The following is a 23228-nucleotide window of genomic DNA, read 5'->3' as shown; positions in this document are numbered from 1 at the left end:
TTTTATCCTCTTCCTATGCTTAATTTTGTGCTAAACTGCTTACATCACATTTAGGTGAAAGGGCAAAAGGTACACTATGATTGAGTCAAACAGTCCATTCTATGATGCGTTTAAAGGCATCTTAAACACGATCGATAAAAACCGCGTCCAAGAGTTGCTCACTTACATGAATACCGAAGCGATCAACTTCAACCTTTTTAAAAACAACGCTTTTATAGAGCGCAAATTTCCCTTTGACATTATTCCTAGAATCGTCTCACCCTCAGAATTTGCCTACCTTGAAAAAGGGATACAACAGCGCATCTACGCACTCAATCTTTTTTTAGAAGACATTTACGGAGCACAGAAAATTCTCAAAGATGGCATCATCCCTAGTGAATTCGTCTTCTCATCCAAAGCTTATCTGCCCGCATTTGCCAACACGCCTGTGGCGAAAAACATTCGCGTGCACATCAGCGGTATCGACCTTGTGAAAAACAGCGTTGGAGATGGTTGGGTTGTGCTTGAAGACAACATACGAGTGCCCAGTGGCGTGAGTTATCCACTTTCACTTCGTATGCTGACACGCAAAGTGTTTCCTGAATTTTTTGAGAAACTGCCGATTCAAGACGTAAGAGATTACCCGAAAAAACTCGAAGCGGCGATGAACTACGTCAACACGGGTGGCATCAATGTCATCTTAACACCGGGTCGTTATAATTCTGCGTTTTACGAGCACTCTTACTTAGCCAAAGAGAGCGGCGCGATTCTTGCCAATGGTGAAGACTTGGTGGTGGAGAAAGACAAAGTCTATCTTAAAACGTACAATGGCAAAAAAGCACGCGTGGGCGCTATTTACCGTCGTTTGGATGATGATGCGCTTGATCCAGTCGAGTTTCATCCAGACTCTTTGATCGGAGTTTCCAACATCACGCAAGCGTACCGTGCAGGTAATGTAGCACTCATGAACAGCATTGGAAACGGCATCGCAGACGATAAGGGCATTTACTACTTCGTGCCTGCAATGATTAAGTATTACATGAATGAAGAGCCGATCTTGCAAAATGCACCAACCTTCTTAGCGTTTTTTGAGAAAGATCGCAACCATATTTTACAAAATATGCGAACCCTCGTCATCAAAGATGTTGCCGAAGCGGGAGGGTATGGCGTTGTGTTTGGCTCACAACTGACTAAGAGTGAACGTGAAAAGCTCAAAGATGCTATTATCGCAGAGCCTAGACGCTTCATCGCGCAAGAGGTAATTGAGTTTTACGACATCGAATGTTTGGATGAAGCAGGTACCTTTTCACCTCGCAAAGCCGACCTTCGGATGTTCTCGATTTACGGTGAAGATATTTTTGTCTGGCCTGGAGGTCTTACACGTTTTGCGATGGACCCGACCAGTTACATCGTCAATTCTTCCCAAGGTGGCGGATTTAAAGATACATGGGTTTTAAAGGAGCACAGATGATTCTCATACCACCACAAGCGGCAGAACATCTTTACTGGATGGGCAGGTACATTCAACGCTCCGAGAGTATGACACGTCTGGTCATTGCTCTTTTTGACAAAATTTTAGATGAAGATTTTGATGATGCAAAGGCGTTTTACGCCAAACTTGGCATCGAACTTGCGTACGACTCTGCACAAATGTTTTTGAGAGAAAGTGTCTTTAATTTAGAATATGCGAGCTTATGCAACACGATCAACGCAGCGCGTGAAAATGCCATTTTGACACGCTCACACCTTTCAAACCGTATGTTTAGCCGTATCAATGCGCTCTATTTAGCCTACCAAGAAGCTAAAGAGGAACGCACTGTTTCGCTCTATTGGTTAGAGAGTACGCTCAAAGAGCTTGATGCGATTTGGGGCAATTTGGAGCTTTCACTCGTTGAAGCCAAAGAGTCTCCCTTGATTCAATTGGGCAAAGTGGTAGAGCGAATGGATCTTAATATTCGCCTTTATGACAGCATTGAAGCGGCTTTGATGGATGTGGAAAAGCTTAACAGTATTGCTGAAAAAGTTCGCCCAAATCATAAACGTGTTACACTCTCGTCAAGCAATAAACCTAAAACATTACAAACCATAAATTCAGTATTCGAGGCATTGACCACAAAGCATGAAAGTTAATTTTTCTTACGATTTTACGCTCACGTTTGATGAGCCCGTACGCAACCATCACTTTTGTCTGCGCATGGTACCGTACACCAATGCCATACAAACGCTTCTTGAGTGGAAACTCAGTCTTAACGATGGCATACCCTATTACCAAACACGTGATGGATTTGAAAACCATTTGGTGTATGGCTATTTTGGGAAACCGCACCGTGCGCTTAAAGCCAACATCGAAGGTGAGATAGAACTCTCTCCTTATGTGTATCACGACAAAGAGCCCGTGGAGCTTTATCTGCCACACTCTACATTGGCACCTTTGTGCGAAGATGTGCGCGACTTTTCCCGTTCACTCAAGCTTCCTATAACGGACTTTCGCAAAGCACATTTTTTAACCCAACTGCTCTATGAGCAATTTAAACCCATAGAAGAGCCTAAAGCCAAAGGCCTTGAGACGTTTTTGCTCTACAAAGAGGGCATCAGTCAAGATTTTAGCCATTTGCTGATTGCACTCCTGCGCAGCAACGGCATTCCTGCACGTTTTGTCAATGGCTTTATTGATGGTGTCAATAAAACACATACTTGGGTGGAAGCGTTTATGGATGGAGATTGGAGAGGACTTGATCCGCAAAGCGGCATCTTCATCCATGATGAGCCTTACATCAAGATCGCTCATGGGCGTGATTTTTCAGAGTGTCAGATTCACAGAGGCAGTTACATCGGTAAGCGTCAGCATATTTTAGAAATCATGGGTAGAATTGAGAGGAATGAACAATGATTGAAGAGGTCTTTAACGTCAACTTACCTGTCAATGAAACCTTAACGCTCAGACGCAACCGCTTTTCGCCTGAGGACATTGCCACCTCAACCAAACGCATCTCGATCGTCACGGGCATTCACGGCGATGAGATCGAAGGACAATACGTCTGTTATCTGCTTGCAAAATGGCTGAACGCTAACCAACACTGCATCAAAGGCATTGTGGACATTTACCCCTCTATGAATCCGATGGGCATCGACAGCATCACAAGGGGCTTTCCTTTTTACGATGTCGATCTCAACCGCAATTTCCCTGGCAATACCGCTGATTTTTTGCCTTCACAAGTGGCAAATGCTATCGTCGATACCGTCAGAGGCAGTGACTTTGCCATCGATATTCATGCAAGCAACATTTTTTTACGTGAACTTCCCCAAGTGCGCATCAGTCGTTCAACCGCTGATGAACTCATCCCCTTAGCGGAAAAACTCGACATTGAGTTTATTTGGGTGCACGACGCAGTGACTGTTTTGGAGTCTACCTTTGCGCATGCGATGAACTCCCTTGGCACCAAAACGCTGGTCGTGGAGATGGGTGTTGGAATGCGTATTACTAAAGAGTATGGGCAAAGCCTCACCAAAGGTATTTTAAACCTGCTCGCACACGTGGGCATCATCGAAAGAGCCGTACTGCCGACAACCAAAACGACCGTTTCAAACCTGCATTCGGAAGTCTTTTTTGTTAACGCTTCCAAATCAGGGATTTTCATTCCTATTTTAGAGCACAATGTCACTGTTTTAAAAGGTGAAAAACTCGGGGAAATCATCGATCCGCTTTCAGGGCGCATTCAAGAAACACTCATTAGCCCCTGCAATGGCTTGTTATTTACCATTCGCGAATACCCCGTCGTGTACGAAGGCTCCCTTCTTGCGCGCATACTTGAAGACCCCAAAGAGGACACCGCCCTATGAAAGAAGAAGTTTTATTTGAGATCAGCTCGCTCAGTCGCAATCCTCTCAAAGTCAAAGGGTTTCGTTTTGGAAGAGAGGGCACGACGCCTAGTTGCGTCATCGTAGGACCTATGATGGGCACGGCTATCGATCAGCTTTGGATAGCATCGCAATTGGTGCGCTTTTTACGTCAACACGAACTTGCCAATGCCGCCTTTGTCAAAGGTGAAATTCTCGTCATCCCCACCGTCAATCCCTACTCCTTTAACATGGGGAAAAACTTCTGGCCGCTCGATAACACCGACATCGATGTGATGTTCCCAGGCTATGACAAAGGTGAAACAACTCAACGCATCGCTTCACGCTTGTTTGAAAAAACCAATAACTACGACTACGCGATTTTACTCGAAGCGAGAAAAGATCACGTCGAGTGCATTCCTTATGTCGAGGTGCTCGAATCGGGTATGAGCTACATCGAGGATGCAAGAGCTTTTGGGCTTGATTTTATTCACGTCAAAGAAGAGACGCCCAATGACACGGTCTCTTTAACGTATAACTGGAATGTTTGGAATGCCAAAGCATTTTCTCTTATATCAGGCAAAAAAGGTGTCTTGCGCAAGCATGAAGCGAACAAAGTGTTTGACGCAATCGTGCGCTTTTTAGTCAAAAAAGAGCTCATCGACTTCTCAACCTTTGAAGGCTCACATGGCAATCTTGTCATGCCAAACGACATCGAAGCGATCAAAAGTAGTGCTGCAGGACTCTTTGACACCCTCGCCAACATCGGTGACTCTGTCGTGCATGGTCAACCCTTAGCGCGCATTTTTAACTCACTCGATGGCACACTCATCCAGACGATCATCTCACCGTGCGATGGCATCATCTCCTGTAAATACGACTATTCGCTCATCTTCCAAAACGCCATCGCCTACCGCATCGTCAAAGTCGAATCCGCACAGAACACTCTTTAAAGCTTACATGTAAACGTTTTTGGTTTACATGTAAAGCTTGATTGCTTAGCATGTTGGGAGAGTAAATGCGCTTCCTAGCGCATTTGCCAAGAAATTTACAATCCTGCTTGTCACTTTTGCCCTATTGAAAACAATGTCGCATAAAAGTGCAAAAACGATGATAAAATAGGCTAAATACCCAAATCCCATATAATCATTATAAAGTATGGTATAAAACCAATTTTGCTGAAAAAGATAAACATAAGAGCATATTGCAGAAGAAAGTAACAGAAGAGAACTGGGTAAAAAGAGATGCTCTGTTGCTTGCGGTTTCAAAAACGATATGAGCAATAAAAAGATAAAGCAAAGCCCATTCAGTCCGAGGAAAATTCTCATGTCTCGTGTGAGTTTTTCAACGGTTTCCATGTATTTTCCGCTCATAAAATCAGTCAGTTTTTCTTTTGCTTTTTCCAATGATGCCATTTCAACTTCAACAAAAGCGCTTAAGCGTTCTTTCCATTTGGTTCGACACTCACAATTCAGATCGGCCATTTTTGCCAGTTGCGTTGTCAAAATGGTTGGAGCATCCTCTTTGAGCTTCTGTTTAACGACCGCCAACATCTCACTTTTGGCACCAAAAACTTTTTCAACTATTTTTGATTGAGGCAGTTGAATCGAATCTATTTTTGTATTGATTTCATTTTGAAGCTTCCACTCTATAAAATGCTTGGCTGATTTTTCAACCATTTGAGAATCGGAAAATGTCAAAAGAAAAAGAGGAACAAACACCAAAATCCCCAAAAATCCAAATCCTCTGAGCAGATACTTTTTCAATAATCGTCCTTTATTTTCCTTGCTTAGCTTATGCAGGTACATCCAGCTTTTCAACAGCATCAAGATTAAGCGAGCGTCCAAGAATCCATAGACTGTATTTATCCTGCATCACAAGCCAACTCTCAGGCGTTCGCCCTAACGTTATCGAAAGACGCAGTGCCATTTCAGGCGTTACATTGGTTTTGCCTGCAATAAGGCGATGAAAGGTAGAAGGTGCAACGCTTAGTTTATGCGCTACTTCTCGCTCACTGATATGAAGGTCATCAAGGTAAACCTCTTTGATAAATTGCCCAGGATGGGGCGGATTGTGCATGGTCATTAGTGCTAATCCTCGTAATTTAAAATACAGACATCGCCATTTTCAAAGGTAAACGTGAGTCTCCAATTTCCATTGACCCAAATAGACCAAATCCCTTTTTTAGTGCCCTCAAGTTCATGCAAATCAAATCCAGGCAACTTTAAATCTTCAATAAGCATTGCCGTATCAAGTGCCGCTAATCTCATTTTCAGTTTTTTTGCATGATCAGCCTGAATACCTTTGAGACTCCCTGATTCAAAAAAAAGTTGAAGACCTTTATGTTTAAATGACTTTATCATGAGAGAATTATAGCACAGTGTTGCATACGATGCAACACTTGGAGAAATGAAGGAAGGGCTTTACATGTAAAGCTCTTAAAACATCTTTTGCACGTTCACTTCGATGGAGAGTTCACTCTGTCCGCTGCTTAATACGACACCTTTAAGGGGTGCGACGTCGTTGTAGTCTCTGCCACTCCCTAGTAAAATGTGTTGATCTTCAGGGATGATATTGTTGGTGGGGTCGAGTTCTAGCCAGCCAAGGCGAGGAATGTGGAGTGCAAACCATGCGTGGGATGCGTCGGCACCAAAGAGTTTGGGCATGCCCACTGCTGGGATGGTTTCGATGTAGCCGCTCATGTATTTTGCAGGTAGACCGATGGAGCGAAGGGCAGCGATGGCGAACTGTGCGAAGTCTTGACAGACACCCTTTTTCGCCTCGAAAATCTCTTCAATCGGCGTGGTCACATCGCTAAAACCTGCGACAAATTGGAAGTCTTGAAAAATGCGGTTCATGAATTCTTGTGCGGCGTCCACAAGGTTACGTTGTGGTGTGAATGAACGCTTTGCATACTCGACAATGCCACGAGACGCTTTGGGAATGAGTGCTGAGTCAAACATAAATGGCTTCGCAACCAGATCGTTCAGGTCAAACTGTTGCAACAAGCCTAAAGATGCCTCGTACGAGGTGCTTTGCGCGCGAAGATTGTTTACATGTAAACGCATTGCGTCACCATTGAGATCAACATGAGACTTACCGATGACGGAAAGTGACTCATGCGCTTCTCGGATTAAAAGGTGCGTCGTGTGGTTGCCAAACATATCATCAAATTCGCTTTGTTCATACGGCATGGGCGTGATCTCCATGCCAAAATCCATCACGCGTTGAAAAGGCGTGTCTTTGGGTTTTAGGCGTGCGATGTTGTGGCTAAACGTGACGATACTTTCGTATTTGAAGGCGGTTTTGTGGTAGATTTCGTACATCATGACTTACTCATCGTAGTGTGAAAAATAGGTTTTGGAAAGCTCCATCGAACAGAGCGAAAAATGCGCCGTCAGTTTTGCTAAAAATTCATCGAGTTTTTGATACACCGTTCCACCCTCTTCTATCTGCATTAGGCTTGCAACATTGGTCAGTTTAAGCGATGAAAACGCTTGAAACGCTGGTTCTTCGTAGCTACTGAGATACTTTTTGCTTTTAGGAAGCGCTTTGAGATCTTCCAAAAGCTCGTTCGTCAGGTACGCAATCGACTTTGGAAATTGCGGGCTTAAAATCAAAAACTCCAAAACATTGTCCAGTTGGAGTGAGCTTTTATACTGCGTCCTATACGCATTAAAACTCTCACACGAATTGAGCATGCCTTCTAAAATGTCGTAGCTTGCGGACTTTTCATGTTTGACACAAAGCATCGAGCGCGCTTTGGAAATCGTCAAAAGAGCCGATTCCAGCTTGTAGCCGATGTCATACAAAATCAACCCCTGCTCTTTGTACATGCTCTCTTCAACCAACTCTTTGTACGCAACGAGGTAGAGCAAAAATTTATCGAGCTCGCTTAAAATCGTTTGTGTCGGAGAGTTGATTTTACGATTAAACACTTTCCACTCCTTTTGCATCTTATCAAAGAGTTTCCATGCCTCGATCGCAAGCAGACTTTTGATCGAGACATTCGCGCTAAAAAGCATCTCCATCGTAAAGGAGAGTCCGCCTTGTTTGCTCTTGTCTTTGATGAGCGACTCGATTTCACTCATTTGATTGTACGCAATTTTTTCATCTAAAAAGCCCGGATACGTCATCGTTAAATGGGTCAAGGATTTTTCTAAAATCAGTTGCGATTCCTGCGACAAAGCCCCTTCATAACGGCTAAAATTGGTCATTTTTTTCACCACATAACGAATAAGGCGAATGGTTGTGATGGTACGGCAAAGGTAGCGTCCCAACCAAAAAAGGTTTTCCGCTTTGCGCGTGGGCATCGTCTGAATCGAGACATCCACATACGGCAATGTGTTAAAAATAGAGCTCATATCGACCGTGTCATCTTCACCCAAAATCCACAAATCTTTACTCGTTCCACCCTTTTGTGAGGAGACCAAGAGTGCATCTTTGGAGGCAGAAACGCGAACCAGTCCTCCGTTCATCACCGTGTAATTCTCACTTTTTTTCAAGGCATACGCACGCACAACGGCGTTGCGAGGCTCGATTCTTCCGTTGGCGTAAAAAGGAGTCGTTGAAAAGCTGATCTCCTCTTGCGCGACGTACTGGTGAGGGTTTTGCAGGATACTATTTTTAAGTTGCTGCTTCATCTCATTGGAGAGTTTTTTCACCAAATGCGTCTGAATCGCTTCCGTGCGGTCAATCTTTTTGATGATGAGCGTGTCAAAATGCTCCAACACATACTCCAGTTCATGGCTCTGTCCACACCACCATGTCGCGATCTGTGGCAGCAAAAGCTCTTCGTTTAAAAAATAGTGACAGATGCGCTCCATAAAAGGGTTCAGCCCGATGTTTTCAACAATGGCACTGCCGATGGGATTGATCATCGCAAGATTGCCTTGCCTTAAGCTATCGACCAAGCCTGCAACGCCCAGTTTTGAGTCACTGCGAAGTTCAAGTGGGTCACAAAATCGGTCATCCAAACGTCTTAAAAGAGTGTTAATAGGCTTCAGCCCACTCAAACTTTTCAGCCATAACGCACCATTTTTGGAGAGCAAATCATCGCCTTCGACCAAGTTGATCTCCAAAAACGAGCTCAAATAGGCATGTTCAAAGTAGGTCTCGCTCAAAGGTCCGGGAGTTAGCAGTGCTGCTTTGGTGATGTCGCCTTTGGAGAGTTTTTTCAACAATTTTTTAAACTCATCGATGAACGGAAGCAATTTTTTGATTGCGTGTTCGGGATAGAGATCTTTGGAGACGATGTTCATCGTCAAGCGATTTTCAACGGCGTAGCCAAGACCAGAGGGCGCTTGAGTGCGATCATTGATGACCCACATTTTTCCATCAGGACCCCTTGCCATGTCAAGCGCGTAAAAGTGGAGCTGAAAATCCTCCATCAAGCCCAACGAGTGAACAGCAGGAATAAACCCTTTATGCCCGTAAATCACCTCGGCAGGGATGATGTTCTCTTTTAAGAGTTTCTGCTCGCCGTAGAGGTCTTTTAAGATCAGATTGAACAGTTTAGCGCGCTGTTTAATCCCTTGTTTGATCGTTTTCCATTCCGTTTTGGTGATGACAAACGGAATCGGGTCTAAACTCCAAGGACGGTTACCATTACCCTCTGGGTCGTTGTAAACGTTGTACGTCACACCGTTGTCTTCTAAATGCCACGTGATTTCGGCTTGTTTATTGGCAAGTTCTTCAGCGCTGATCGATTCAAGGCGTGCAAGAAGCGGTTGCCAATGTTCCCTAACCCTCAACTGCTCATCGAGCATCTCATCAAACTGGGAAGCCGAACTGTAATTATCTAAAAAATTCATCTATTTCGTATTCCGTTTTCGTCTAAGATCGAGTGTATGTGGAAATTCACTGCTGATCGGCAGTTCTTGAAACACAAACTGTTTAAGCGCTTTGGGTTTATGCACAACAACCGTGCGCTCACTGCCTTCTGCTGAATTTGCGTGTTGCGTAACTACCGAACTGCTTTGGTACTCGACCTCACCTTGGGTGTGGTTGAAGTCCCAAAAACGGTTGATGCGACGCGATTCTGCTTCGTAGCTGTTCACAGGGAAAGTGTCGTAATTGCGCCCACCTGGATGCGCTACAAAGTAGGTCATCCCCCCGATGGAACGTTTATTCCATGTATCGACCACATCAAAGACCAAAGGCGTGTCCGCACCGATGGTTGGATGAAGCGCGGAGTATGGCTCCCACGCTTTGTACTTCACGCCAGCGACAAACTCACCTTCCATGCCTGTAGGTGCTAGAGGAATCGCCACTGCGTTACATGTAAGCGTGTAGCGTTCGGGTGTAAAGTTTTGCACTTTGACCTGCACGCGCTCCAAGGAAGAGTCCACATAACGCGCTGTGCCTTGCGAACTGCTCTCCTCGCCCAAGACATTCCATGGCTCGATGGCGGCACGAAGCTCTAAGTTCATATTTGCGATCGTCGTCATGCCGTAGAGTGGAAAACGAAACTCAAAGAAAGGATCAAACCAGTTTAACTCAAACGCATAGCCTTCCGCTTGTAAGAATTCTACGATGTCACGCAAATCTTCTTTGACGTAATGCTCTAGCAAAAATTTATCGTGAAGCTGTGTGCCCCAACGAACCAGCTTGTGTTTGTACGGTTTTTTCCAAAATACTGCGATTAAGGTTCGTACTAAAAGCATCTGCAACAGCGCCATTTGGGCATGAGGTGGCATATCAAACGCTCGAAGTTCTAAGATACCTAGTCGTCCACTGGACGAATCAGGGGAGTAAAGCTTGTCGATGCAAAATTCACTTCGGTGCGTGTTGCCTGTGATGTCGGTCAGCATATGACGAAAAAGGCGATCGGTCAGCCAAAATGGCACCTCTTCATCATCACCAATTTGCGAAAAAGCGATCTCAAGCTCGTAAAGATTTTCCACTCTCCCCTCATCCACGCGTGGTGCTTGCGAAGTTGGACCGATAAACGCACCTGAAAAAAGGTATGAAAGCCCCGGATGATGTTGCCAAAAGGTGATGAGACTGCGAAGCAGATCAGGACGGCGAAGCAGTGGACTGTCTTCGGGTTTGAGCGCTCCGATGGTGACGTGATTACCCCCACCTGTGCCCGTATGCTTGCCATCTAGCATAAATTTTTCGGTGCCCAAACGTGACTCTCGCGCGTCTTTGTAGAGTAGTAAAAGATTATCGCTGAGCATTTTCCATGAGGTTGCTGGTTGGATGTTCACCTCGATGACGCCCGGGTCTGGTGTGACTTTGATGCGATCGAGTCTGAGGTCATGCGCAGGTTCATAGCCTTCCAAAACAACCTTTACATGTAAAGATTCCGCCACGGCTTCAATGCTTGCAATCAGCTCTAAAAAAGATTCTGTATGATTGAGCGGTGGAAGGAAAACATAAAGCTTTCCATCGCGTACTTCCGTACAAAGGGCGGTGCGTACAAACTTCTCACGGTGATGCGTCGCTTCAATGCTCGTTTTTCCTGCTCCTGCACAACGCTTTTTTGCCGCTTCTGTGTAGTCACTAAGCTCTGCATACGGGGCGAAAAGGTCTGGCTCAAGGTGCAATGCCAACGCATCTATGGGTTTTTCAGGCAAGGAGCTCAGCGGAAGTCTCAGTCCCATCGGTGAATTTCCTGCACTCAGATAGACATAACCTCTACGCAATTCCCATGTTGATGTCATCCATTCACGCTCGCCATAATTGAGTGGAAGCACATAACCCACAGGCTTGTTGAGCCCTTGTGAGAGTACTTTAGCGATGGTTCTTCGCTCTAACGAATCAGAGAGATCAGACTTCATCGGGTCAATGTCGATGGGCAGTTCAGACTCTTTGACGATGTAATAGAGTGGATCTTCATAAGCTTCGACGATGTTTTGATCGCTGATGCCAAGGGTGAGTGAAAGCTTGGCTAAAAAGCGTTTGGCGTCTTCGTTGGTGTAGGTATACGTTTCGTTCATATCGGCAAAAAGCTCAGGATTGTACCAGATGGGTTTGTCATCTTTACGCCAAATGATGGAGGTTTGCCATCTTGGAAGCGGCTCTCCGGGGTACCATTTTCCTTGGGCGTAATGGAGCATGCCGCCTTTGGCAAACGAGTTCAGTAATTTTCGTGAAAGGGTGTCAGCAAGGGCGCGTTTGTGCTCGCCATCGGCTGTGGTGTTCCACTCATCGCCTTCCATGTCGTCGATGGAGACAAAGGTCGGCTCGCCACCCATGGAAAGCCGTACATCGCCCTCTTCCAAGGCTTTGTCCACTGCAAAGCCCAAGTTATAAATAGCATTCCACTGGTCATCACGGTACGGTTTGGTGACGCGCGGTGACTCAAAGATGCGTGTGACGGTGTTGTCGTACACAAATTCAGTTTCGCATTGGTCGCTCAGCCCCTCTATCGCGTACGCACTTTCATATGAAGGCGTGCAGGCAAGCGGTATGTGCCCTTCGCCTGCAAACAGTCCACTGGTCGAATCCAGTCCAACCCAGCCAGCTCCGGGAATGTAGACTTCTGTCCACGCGTGAAGGTCGGTAAAGTCCGCTTCAGGACCACTGGGGCCATCGAGAGAGGTGACATCGGCTTTGAGTTGCACCAAATAGCCAGAGACAAAGCGTGCCGCAAGCCCCAAATGACGAAGCACTTGCACAAACAACCACGCGAAATCGCGACAACTGCCCAGTTTATTGCCCAGCGTCACTTCGCAGCTTTGCACACCCGGCTCTAACCTTATGGTGTAGTTTAAATGTTGATTGATCGCAGAGTTGAGATAGACCAAAAAGTCAATGATGGGGCGTTTTTTGCAATCGAGTGAGCGTACAAAAGAGCGCAACAGCTCACCATCTTCGCTCTCTTCGAGGTAGGGTATCAGCTCTTTTTGAAGCTCTTTGGTGTAAAAGAAAGGAAACTCACTGGCGTACTCATCGACAAAAAAATCAAACGGATTGATCGTAATGAGATCAGCGATGATCTCGACATCGATGCACAACTCTTTCGTTTTTTCAGGAAACACGATGCGCGCGAGGTAATTGCCAAACGGGTCTTGCTGCCAGTTGATAAAATGGTTGTCAGGTTTTATTTTAAGGGAGTACGCCTCGATGGGTGTGCGACTATGCGGTGCAGGGCGCAAACGGATGATGTGCGGTGAGAGCGCTACGTAGCGGTCGTAGTGGTATTCTGTTTTATGCGAGAGAACAACTTTAAGTGACATACTAATCCTTTAAAACAGAAAGTAAAAATCTTTACATGTAAAAATATTATAGCATGAAGTGAGGGGTTTGAGTGAGGAGTTTGGCTATGTATTAAGCAGTATTCTTCAGTCTTGCTTTAACGCGTGGGTACTTTACATGTAAGCATTAATGCTGCCAAAGCGACTCTTTTTGGTTTCGCGTGAGCATCTCAACATAATTTTTAATCCCTCTGCGTGATGGATTGCGCACAAGTTCACTGTTTTCGAGTTTAAAATAGCCCTCTTCGTTCATGCATTCTTTCACTTTCAAATCATAACGTTTGCTAAGTGGCAAGATCTTGAAGCTGAGATTATCAAGCACGAGTGGCTCAGTATGGGGTTTTTCAAAAAAGAGAAGCACCATATGGTAACTTCCATTGTCCATGTCTTGAACAATGCAGAGTGCCATTTTTTTAGGGTCGATGCCCAAATCTTTAAGCGTGTAAAACTTGGCAATCACATAATCTTCGCAATCCCCTCCACCATTTTCCAAAAATTCCCAACGACTCGCCCAATAATCTTCGCTGCGATAGGTCTGTTCATCATACGCACCCACAAAGGCATTAATGTAAAAATTGACCGCGTCAAGCTTTACATGTAACGGTTTGGAGCTGGTTTCATTCATAAAACGCTCGTAATCGTGAAGAATTGCTTTGGATTTGGCAGTGTGAAGGGAAGCAAAAAAAGAGGAGGAGAGCTTAAACTCCCCTCCAAAAAGGCTTACATGTAAAAGCATAAAGCCAAGGATGACTTTAAAAACCATTAATGAAAGTCAGTATGCACAATGGTGTCTTGTACATCAACATACGCTTTTGTACCATCGGTGGCGGTACCTTCATAACGTGTGTAGCCAGCATCGAGATTGGTTGTATCGGATGATGCTGTCAATCCTGTACCTGAGACGCTATCATTCGCATCGCCTGTAATTTTAAGAACATGCGTTGTGCTATCTTCCGTTAAACTAATGACATCATCCACGTTAATATTGGTGACTGCAACACTCGCTTGGGTAAGGTCAATCACTTCGATGCTCGTTGCAATGGCTGCAACATTGCTCAAATCTACAGAGCTATCGGTGTTGATAAGAAGCGTATCGGTACCCGCTCCTCCATCGATGATGCTATCATTTGCATCGTAAACAAGGGTATCGTTACCTGCGTCACCATAAAGCTTATCAGAGCCTGTTCCACCATTGAGATAGTCATCGCTTTTTCCGCCGTAAAGCGTGTCATTGCCTGCTCCGCCATAAAGCTTATCATTGCCATCTTCACCATAAAGCGTATCATTGCCAGCGCCACCGTAAAGTGTGTCGTTGCCTTTTCCACCGTAAAGTGTAACACCATCATCAGACGCTGCGACCAAGGTATCGGCACCTGTTGTACCATGTGTACCTGTCGTTGCAGTGCTACCACTTGCAAAATTGAAGGTCAAATTAGCGGTCGCAGTATCGCCATCAGCTTGTGCAAGGGTATAACAAAAGGTCTCACTTCCAGTTGTTGGAACGGTAGTATCTGTCACCTTATAGGTATAATCTCCTGATACAGTGTTAATTTCTAATGTTCCATGAGCTCCCACTAGTGTCATTATATTATTGACACTAGAAGTTTCAGCACCTACTTGTGTGATCGTCGCACCTTCTGAGCCTACTGCATCATTGGTGAGAACACTACCAACAATAGCAACAACACCTGCCGCAAGCGTTGCTATTTCTGCGCCTACAGTATTCCAAGCTTCAGTAGATGTAACTGTTGTTGTAGATTTGATAGTTAAACCCGAAAAATCAACGGATATCGCACTGCTGCTATTCTGGTTATATACATTCGTTGCAGAAACTTCTAAGTTATACGTTCCTGAGCCAACATTTGTAAACGATAGGGTTTTTGTATAGCTATCCCAACTATAATCACCCGAAGAAGCCGTTACATTTAAGGACTTATTAATTGTAACAAATGCTACTGTATCCCCTACAGTGTTGAGCAATTTAACAGTATAGGTATCTCCCGTTTCTGCATTGTGTTGAGTAATTTTAACGCTGACACTTGCACTACTGTCATCTTCTACACTAAAGCTCTTTGAAGTTGTTTTTACAGTCTTATTGATACCCGAGTCATCTGTGTACAACGTTACTTTTGAATCACTAGAAGAAAGTTTTACATGACTGCCATTGCCATCATTATCATTCCATGTTTTCGATACTTCCGCAATTGATGTCGATGTTGTCGTAACAACTGCCACCGTATCGTCGACTGCGGTTACTTCACTGCTATCTGGAACTGATACTGTGATTGTTGCTCTTGCAGAAGCCTGAGCATTATTAGACCCCTCTGTCGATGTTGCAGTCACTGTCAAGACATAATTTCCCTCAGCTAAAATCGGAGCGGTGAGCGTTAATGAGCTTAGCGTCCACCCAGTAACATCGACGATTCCTGTACTTCCCGCTGTAGCTGTATGGGTACCATCGGTTAAGACAAATCCTTCGCCTAAACCACTAATGCTTGTGTTCAATGTTTCTGAACCATCAGTATCGCTCAAAGCAGAAGAGACATGAAGTTCGGTTGACCTTGTCGTATCATCGACTGTGACCGTTGAGGAAGCAACCTCTTTATCAAAGGTAATAGAATTAATCAAATAATCATCATTCGCGCTAGGTGCATAGAACACGACTTCATCAAATGCAGAGCCAGAAGAAGGAGAAAGCGTAACAGCAGCCTCAACACTATCACTTCCCCCCGTATGTGTCGTCGAACCCACAAGAACACCATTGAGGTAAAAATAAACACCATACGTTTCAGTCGAATTTAAATACGCAATGGAAACGCTAATGGATGTCACAGCATTATCAAATAAGACATCCAATTTTTCAGATCCTGTTCCATTCAAGTAACCAATTTCACTGTCAGCACCCGAAGAAGCACCCGCAACACCAAATCCATTAGGTGAACTATTGGTGCTAATAGTGCTAGCCGTACCATCCGCATGGAGCGCCGTAATCGTGAAACCATTTCCTATTGTTGTAGCATTAGTGGTATCAATGGTTTGAGAAACAACACCTGTTCCTGAAATGCTTACCGTTGGTGTATCAGCTACTGCGGTGACATTAACAGTAACAGTCGCTGAATTTGACGTCGCTGTGCCATCCGTCGTAGTATAGGTAAAATCTGCCGTCCCACTAAAGTTTGCATTCGGTGTAAAGGTTACTGTACCATCAGGATTAAGTACAACGGTACCATTACTACCGCTTGTAACGCTTGCAATACTCAAAGAGGTACTATCGGCATCAGTATCATTCCCCAACAATTGAGATGCAGTGTAGATAATTGGGGTATCTTCTGATGCAGAAAGGATATCATTAATAGCAACGGGTGCATCATTAACAGAGTTTACATGTAATGTTACCGTTGCCGTATCGGTAAGGCTTTCATCGCTAATAGTATAAGTGAACGTTGCATCACCATTGTAATTTGCATCAGGTGTAAAGACGATTTGACCATTTACAATCTCTACCGTACCATGGGTGTTATCAGTTGTTGCCACACTAACAATGCTTAGAGTATCGCCATCGACATCGCTGTCATTGGCAAGCAGTGTACTTGGAGCAATAATCAACGGTGTGTCTTCATTGGTAACTAAAGAAGAGAGACCATCGGATGTTCCTGAAAGGACATGGTATGTAGCGCCATTGTCATTGCTGAGTTCCACTTTTAAGACGGCTTGTCCACCTTGATCCCAGTACACAATGCTAATATCGTGTGTACCGCTTGTTGCAACGGTAAAACTTGCACTGGTCGTTGAACCTGGAGCTCGAATATTATCATAAGAGGAGACCAAATGACCATCAATATAAATCGCATAGCCATCATCAGAATAGACTTTAAATTTATACGTGCTACCGGCTTCAAGTTCAATAGAACCGCTAAGTTTAATAATGGCATCCGAACCTTTGTCACTATTAACACTTAAATCACTCGCATTGGTACCTAAAAATTTCGCTAGATTGCCAGTGGTTCCCAAACTATTACTAAACAACGATGAGACCCCATTACTTGCCAATCCATAGCTAAGTGTTGTTGCAGTAAAGGTTGCATCAGGCGTTGTTTTAGCAATAAAGCTTTCCACTTGACTAACATGAAGTAAGTTAGAGCCATCAAGGGTCGTACCTTCATGATAAGCATAGTATTGCCCGCTAAGTCCGCTAAGGACATAGGTATTGTCCACTGCGTCAGGAGCATCATTGACTGAAGTGACGTCTAGTGTTGCCGTGCCTGTGACCGATTTTGGATCGGATACACCATTGGTAGTACCATTGTCTGTGATTTTATAGCTGAAAGTTACGCCCGTATCATCATTAGCCGCTGGTGTATACGTCCATGTACCATTATGATTATCAACCAATGTACCTTTTCCACTGGAAATCACGAGATCGGTTGCAACTAAAGAATCATGCTCCACAGGATCACTTGCCTTGGCAAGTAAGTTGGCTTGGGTAATAATATATGCCCCACTGTCTTCTGCAATAGGAGTTAGCGTGACTGTGGATGTAATAGGTGCATCATTCACAGGGATAACCGTAATAACCTCATTAGCAGATATTGAAGTTGCCCCTGTATCGTCCGTTACTGTAAAACTTATAGTCACTTCACCATTGAAATTTGCTGTTGGCACAAAGGTCAAGTTTGCTGCTTGCTCTGGTGTCAACACTGTGGTAGTAGAAACCTCTGTTAGTGTTGTACCATTCATAAAGTAAAGTACGCCTTGATCTGCCGTTGGTAAAGTAGTTACGCTCACAGAGACAATCGTACCATCTACGTCGGTTCCTCCTAAGCTTACTGCAATGGAAGTATCTTCATTGCCACTTGATGTGCTTGGTGTTGCTACTGGAGCATCATTATTGCCCGTAATTGTCAAATTGACTATTTTAGCTGCTGTTTCTGCGCCATACTCATCGGCAATCGTAAAGTTCAAGGTTGCAGTTGCATTAACACCGCCTGGAAGAGGATTGAGATCGCTCTCATTGGTAATGGTGTAGGTACCATCTTGGTTTACATGTAAGCTTGATTCAAAGCTTGCTTCATTTTCATCTTTATCGATGTACTTAAATGTTACGGTTGTGTCATAACCGCTTGTCGAAACAGCTTCATCGTTGACTTGACTGATATGAAGTACGGCATTATGATCAACATCGGTTGCTAAAGAAGCAATGCCAATATCGCCATTATAAGTTTTATCCGCATCCGCTTCAGCGGCATCTTCTGCAACACTAAAGTCAAGGGCATCAGAAGAGGTCAACACTGGCGCATCATTGGTTCCTGTAATGGTAATAGTAAGCGTTGTCTCTGCTTTACTACCATCTCCATCTGAAACGGTGTAGGTAAATGTTTCGGTGACTTCTTCACCTTCTTTTAGCTCATTGGTAGCATCTCTGTCGTTATAGAGGTTGTAGAGATATTTTCCATCTGGCCATAGCATGATATTGCCATATTCACCTTCGATGTGGAAACCTTCGCCCTTCCATGTATAGTTCGTGTCAGTAAGGGTTGTGCCCGTATTTTCATCGACCAATTTGATGATCGTAAGGGTTGTGCCATTGTCAACATCGCTATCAGCGCCTGCACCATTCGTTCCTGTAATGACATTTCCCTCGATACCTGTTTTGGTAGTATGATCGCCAGAAAGAGCTTCTTTAACACTGTTGACATCTGCAACTGCTACTGGCGCGTCATTGGTTCCGGTGACAGTAATAGTGACTGTTTGTTCTGTTGTCATTGCACCATGGCTATCTGTAGCGATCCATGTAAATGTAACATCTTGTTTATCACCAGCAGCGAGTGATTGATACGCGCTATTGGTTGCATCAAAGGTGTAACTTCCATCTGGATTAAGCATAAATCCTGCGGGTACAGATTTTCCATCGACCAATGAGTAGATAAGTGTTGCGCTGTTATCGTCATTGTCGATATCATCTGCAACCAATTGACCATGAACAGTGCTATCATCTTCATGTACGCTCAAATTATCTTCTACCGTAGCAACAGGTGCGTCGTTGATGCCATCAACGGTAATGGTCAAAGTAGACGTCTTACTGGTATCGCCATCTTTATCTGTAATGCTATAGGTAAATATTTCTTGTGGATGGTCATTTGGCGTTAATGTTTGAGCATTCTCATTAAGCGTATAGGTATAAGCGCCTGTTGCACTGTCGTAAGAGAGTGTGCCGTATGTTCCAACAACTTCATTATTTGTTGCATCTTTAAACGTTACAGAACCGATGCCATCCGCACCCACTTTGTCATTACCAAGAACATTGCCAGTAATGTATCCTTCTAGGACATCTTCGTTGACAGTTTGAGCATCTGCTTTTGCAATTGGGGCATCATCCTTAATATTAATTGTAACCGTTGCACTATCTGTTTTATCACCATCGGAAACGGTAACTATAAAAGAGTCTTTACCAGTTTTATCATCGACTGGAAAAACATTGTTTACAGGGTCCTTTAATGTATACGTATAACTAAAAGTGCCATTGCTATAGCCTGTAATTGTTACTTCGCCATAGGTTGTATCAATTGTTTGATTCATAAGAGAGGATAGAGGATGTGTTTCATCGATGACAAATATTTGAGTGACTATTTGAATCGATTTAATATCATCTAAGCCATCTGCATCACCAATTGTAAAGGTTCCTTTTGCAATTTCTGAGCTAGAAGACGCATTCGTTCCGTTAGGTAATCCTGCTTCATACACCGTATCATTGGCATTAAACCAATTCCCTGTATTAATAGAAATGGTTGGAGCATCGTTTGTTCCATTAACTGTAATAGTCAGTGTTGATGTCGAGGTAGCTCCATACTCATCTTTAATGGTATAGTTAAACGTATCTGTCAACGTTTCACCATCATCAAGACCTTCAATTTTCGTGTTGGCATTTTCATCGAATAGTTTATACAATGTATAGGTATAGTCACCCGTCTCTTTATTTACAGATAAATAACCATACTCTCCCGCAACGTAAATGTGTCCGCCCGGTGTTTGAACGCCATTAATAGAAACAACGTCCAAATCTGCACCATTGTCGACATCGGTATCATTGGCAAGGAGATTTCCTGTTGCAAAAATTTTCGAGATATCATCCCCGAGCTCTGTGACACTGTTTGTATCGGCAACTGCTACAGGCGCGTCGTTGGTTCCTGTGATCGTAATCGTAACATCTTGGGTTACAGTACTATTACCATCATTAATGGTGATGGTATAAACTTCGGTAACAGTCTCATTTGCTGCAAGTTGTTGTGCTGCTGTATTATCAATGGTATATGTCCAACTAACGGAGCCACCTGTGCCACTTCCTGTTGTGTCTGCTGTTGCGACTACTGTAAATGTGCCAAATATAGTACTAGAATTGTCTGTTGATTTGAGAGTAGAAGTTACACTATGTTCATCGGTTAAGTCTACATCTGTAAACGCTACGCTTCCTGTTGCTGTTGTTACTGCAGCATCTTCTGTAACACTACCTACAGTATCCGCAGTTGCGATGATAACGTTATCGTTTGTTCCTGTAATCGTAATCGTAACATCTTGGGTTACAGTACTTCCCTTACCATCATTAAGCATAATAGTATATGTTTCTGTAACAATTTGACCTACTGCAAGGTATTGAGCAGAAGCATTATCCAGACTGTATGTCCATGTAACACTACCAGCGCCATCATCTGTACTGTCATCAGAGATAACAGCGGTTAATGTTCCTAACGTTGGTGCTGATGGTGAAGTAACAGATACCGTATGGGTATCACTTGAATCTAAATCTGAGAAGGCTACGTTTCCTGTCGCTGTCGTTACTTCAGCATCCTCTATAACACTACCTGTAATAGTCGCATCTGTAATGAGAACAGCATCATTGGTGCCTGTGACCGTAATCGTGACCTTTTTAATTTCAGAGGTATTGGATTCGCCATTGGCTTGTGTGGAACTATCATCAACGGCATAGTATTGGAATGTAATTATTGCGGTTTCGCCTACGGCTAAGGCATTGAAGTCACCCGTGATACTGTAAGTTCCATTGGGATTGACACTAATGTTCTCGATAGTAATCTCCGCATCGGATTCCACATTGTAGATAACGTGGTCTCCCATATCGCCACCGCCAGTTACGGCATAGAACTTATGTCCATCATTGACGTCAGCATCCGTTGCTACAAGTTTGAGATCACCTTCAAATGTAAAGGTTTCTGTACCATTTGTTTCTGTTGCACTCACTTCAACAGCGCTTACAACAGGTTGGTCATTGGTTCCTGTAATGGTAAGCGTAACGGTTGCAGGGGCAGACGTGTTGGACTCACCATTGGTTTGGTTGATGCTATCATCTATCGCCACATATTGGAATGTAATCGTGACAGTTTCACCTGCAGCAAGGGCATTGAAATTTCCACTGACGGAATAATCACCTGTCGTTGGGTCAATGCTAACTCCAAGATTTGTAATTTTAGTCGTATCAATATCGGTAGAAGATAGTGTTACATTGCTATCGGGTGCTAGTGCGTAAGTATGGCTATCACTGACATCGTCATCTTGAACCTCAGGAAGGGTACCTTCAAAGAGTGTTGTCACATCTTCTACAGATGTTACTGCGTCTGTTGACTCATAAACAGCATTTGTTGCAAGCGGTTCTACATATCCGATGGTTTCAACATTCGTAATTTCACCACCCGACACATAGGTAATTTGTAAGTTTGAATCCACATCAGTGTCATCATCGTTCATGACGCCAAATGTGATTTCATGGGCTCCTGCTGTTGTAAATGTGTAGGTAAAGACGCCACTATTCGTATCGCCTTCATCAGAAACGCTAGCAAGGAGCGAAATTGTTTGTCCATCAATGACAACAAATGAAAAGTCATTATAAGGAGCTTCATCGCCTTCTTCATCGTTAAAGATCCAGTTAAAGGTTACAGTCTCACCGGCAATGGTATTAACGGTAAATTTAATCGCAGAACCATCAGTTGGGTTAGTACCATCTCCTTCTGTAAAGAGATTTCCGATTTCAACCAGACCTTCTGGACTGATAAACGCATTGATTGTAGCTAGGTCAACACCATCTGTACTACTCATCTTACTTTCATCATCATTATTTGAATTAACAGATGTACCGAGTAACCATGATGTAACACTCTCATCACTTCCAACGGTAACGTCACTGACTACCGGTTGGTCATTCGTTCCTGTAATCGTAAGGGTAACTGCGGCAGGTGCGCTCGTAGAACTTGCATTATTGCCATCGGTGCCATCAAAACCTTGTCCATCATTCGCCGTATATTGGAAGGTGATAGTTGCGCTCTCGCCTGCAGCAAGGGCGTTGAAGTCGCCGGTAACGGTGTAGGTGCCATCAGCGTTAACGGTAACGGTTACGCCTGATGCAAGTTCAGTATTTACACTGACGCTATCTGTGACAAGTGCGTATGTAACGGTATCGCCATCTGCATCGGTTGCAGTGACAAGGCTTCCATTAAACGTGTTTTGACCATCAAGTGCTTCGAGTTGTAAAGCGGCAACATCGCTAATAACTGGTGAATCATTTGGATTAAGGGCTGCATTGGTTGCAGCAAACAAGGCTGTCTCAGCTCCACCATCATCAAGCGCACGTTGATCGGCAAGAACGGTACTTTCATCACCACCTGTCGCATACTGAGCGGTTGCAAAACCTGAGATGAGATTGCCTCCACCCGCACCACCAGCTGCGGTATCACCAGCGGCAGTGGCTTCTAATTGGTTGATGTCTTTACCGGCAAGCAAGGCGGCTTGAATGTCTTCAACACTTTGATTGGAGTTTAGCGCGTCCATTGTCTGTCCTGCGACAACCGCGTCGTGTCCAAATCCTGCACCTGCGGCATAGACACTTTGATCTAAAAGAACACCATCATTGCCCGCGAGAACGATCTCTCTGCCATCTGCCAAAGATAGCGTGACGTGAGAGCCTGCACCGATAGTGCTGATCGTGTCTTCAAAGTTGACTTTATCGCCTACATGTAAGACTCGCTCTTCGCCTGTTGCGTTTCGCGCAATAACAATACCACTGACTTCTCTGATTGTTCCGATTGAATGTGCCATGATGATGCTCCTATTAGAATTTTATGATGTGATCATAACGCAATTACAAAAGCGTGACTATTGTACTTTGGTACTAATGAAAAAAGTAGTGTGAAATTATGGTTACATGTA

13 protein-coding genes are annotated in these 23228 nt (G+C 44.1%); 5 read left to right on the top strand and 8 right to left on the bottom strand.

Annotated features, from left to right (window positions below):
• Nucleotides 1-76 precede the first annotated feature (76 nt).
• Genes SHALO_RS05320 through SHALO_RS05300 form a run of 5 tightly spaced genes read left to right on the top strand, consistent with a single transcriptional unit; the run spans nucleotide 77 to nucleotide 4769 of the window.
• On the top strand, nucleotides 77-1450 hold the full coding sequence (locus SHALO_RS05320) for a circularly permuted type 2 ATP-grasp protein (RefSeq protein ID WP_069477682.1): 1374 nt from the start codon (nucleotides 77-79) through the stop codon (nucleotides 1448-1450).
• Nucleotides 1447-2109, top strand: a complete 663-nt coding sequence (locus SHALO_RS05315; protein WP_069477681.1) for an alpha-E domain-containing protein — start codon at nucleotides 1447-1449, stop codon at nucleotides 2107-2109. Before SHALO_RS05320 ends, SHALO_RS05315 begins: the two co-directional genes overlap by 4 nt.
• Nucleotides 2099-2869, top strand: coding sequence for a transglutaminase family protein (locus SHALO_RS05310; protein WP_069477680.1), 771 nt, complete (start codon nucleotides 2099-2101; stop codon nucleotides 2867-2869). The genes SHALO_RS05315 and SHALO_RS05310 overlap by 11 nt, the downstream gene beginning before the upstream one ends.
• Nucleotides 2866-3819 carry a M14 family metallopeptidase gene (locus SHALO_RS05305; RefSeq protein WP_069477679.1) on the top strand — a complete coding sequence of 318 codons (954 nt, stop codon included), beginning with the start codon at nucleotides 2866-2868 and terminating at the stop codon, nucleotides 3817-3819. The genes SHALO_RS05310 and SHALO_RS05305 overlap by 4 nt, the downstream gene beginning before the upstream one ends.
• Nucleotides 3816-4769, top strand: a complete 954-nt coding sequence (locus SHALO_RS05300; RefSeq protein WP_069477678.1) for a M14 family metallopeptidase — start codon at nucleotides 3816-3818, stop codon at nucleotides 4767-4769. Before SHALO_RS05305 ends, SHALO_RS05300 begins: the two co-directional genes overlap by 4 nt.
• Before the next feature lie 45 nt (nucleotides 4770-4814).
• On the opposite strand, the gene SHALO_RS05295 is transcribed toward SHALO_RS05300, so the two are convergent.
• The 8 genes from SHALO_RS05295 to SHALO_RS05260 form a co-directional block, all read right to left on the bottom strand.
• Nucleotides 4815-5582, bottom strand: a complete 768-nt coding sequence (locus SHALO_RS05295) for a hypothetical protein (protein WP_069477677.1) — start codon at nucleotides 5580-5582, stop codon at nucleotides 4815-4817.
• A gap of 28 nt (nucleotides 5583-5610) precedes the next feature.
• Nucleotides 5611-5901, bottom strand: a complete 291-nt coding sequence (locus SHALO_RS05290; protein ID WP_069477676.1) for a HigA family addiction module antitoxin — start codon at nucleotides 5899-5901, stop codon at nucleotides 5611-5613.
• A gap of 5 nt (nucleotides 5902-5906) precedes the next feature.
• A complete protein-coding gene (locus tag SHALO_RS05285) occupies nucleotides 5907-6179 on the bottom strand; it encodes a type II toxin-antitoxin system RelE/ParE family toxin (RefSeq protein WP_069477675.1) in 273 nt (90 codons plus the stop codon).
• Between the two features lie 75 nt (nucleotides 6180-6254).
• Nucleotides 6255-7145, bottom strand: coding sequence for a transglutaminase family protein (locus SHALO_RS05280; RefSeq protein ID WP_069477674.1), 891 nt, complete (start codon nucleotides 7143-7145; stop codon nucleotides 6255-6257).
• 3 nt (nucleotides 7146-7148) lie between these two features.
• Complete coding sequence (locus SHALO_RS05275; RefSeq protein ID WP_069477673.1) at nucleotides 7149-9629, bottom strand: circularly permuted type 2 ATP-grasp protein; 2481 nt, start codon at nucleotides 9627-9629, stop codon at nucleotides 7149-7151.
• Nucleotides 9630-13001 (bottom strand): transglutaminase family protein, encoded by a 3372-nt coding sequence (locus SHALO_RS05270; RefSeq protein ID WP_069477672.1) that lies wholly within the window; start codon nucleotides 12999-13001, stop codon nucleotides 9630-9632.
• 145 nt (nucleotides 13002-13146) lie between these two features.
• A complete protein-coding gene (locus SHALO_RS05265) occupies nucleotides 13147-13782 on the bottom strand; it encodes a transglutaminase-like cysteine peptidase (protein WP_069477671.1) in 636 nt (211 codons plus the stop codon).
• Nucleotides 13782-23117 carry a beta strand repeat-containing protein gene (locus tag SHALO_RS05260; protein ID WP_069477670.1) on the bottom strand — a complete coding sequence of 3112 codons (9336 nt, stop codon included), beginning with the start codon at nucleotides 23115-23117 and terminating at the stop codon, nucleotides 13782-13784. The genes SHALO_RS05265 and SHALO_RS05260 overlap by 1 nt, the downstream gene beginning before the upstream one ends.
• Nucleotides 23118-23228: the final 111 nt, after the last annotated feature.

Origin of the sequence: Sulfurospirillum halorespirans DSM 13726, assembly GCF_001723605.1 — a bacterium.
GTDB lineage: Bacteria > Campylobacterota > Campylobacteria > Campylobacterales > Sulfurospirillaceae > Sulfurospirillum > Sulfurospirillum halorespirans.
Note: the sequence above shows the minus strand (reverse complement) of the source record. Positions and strands in the feature narration are given on the sequence as shown.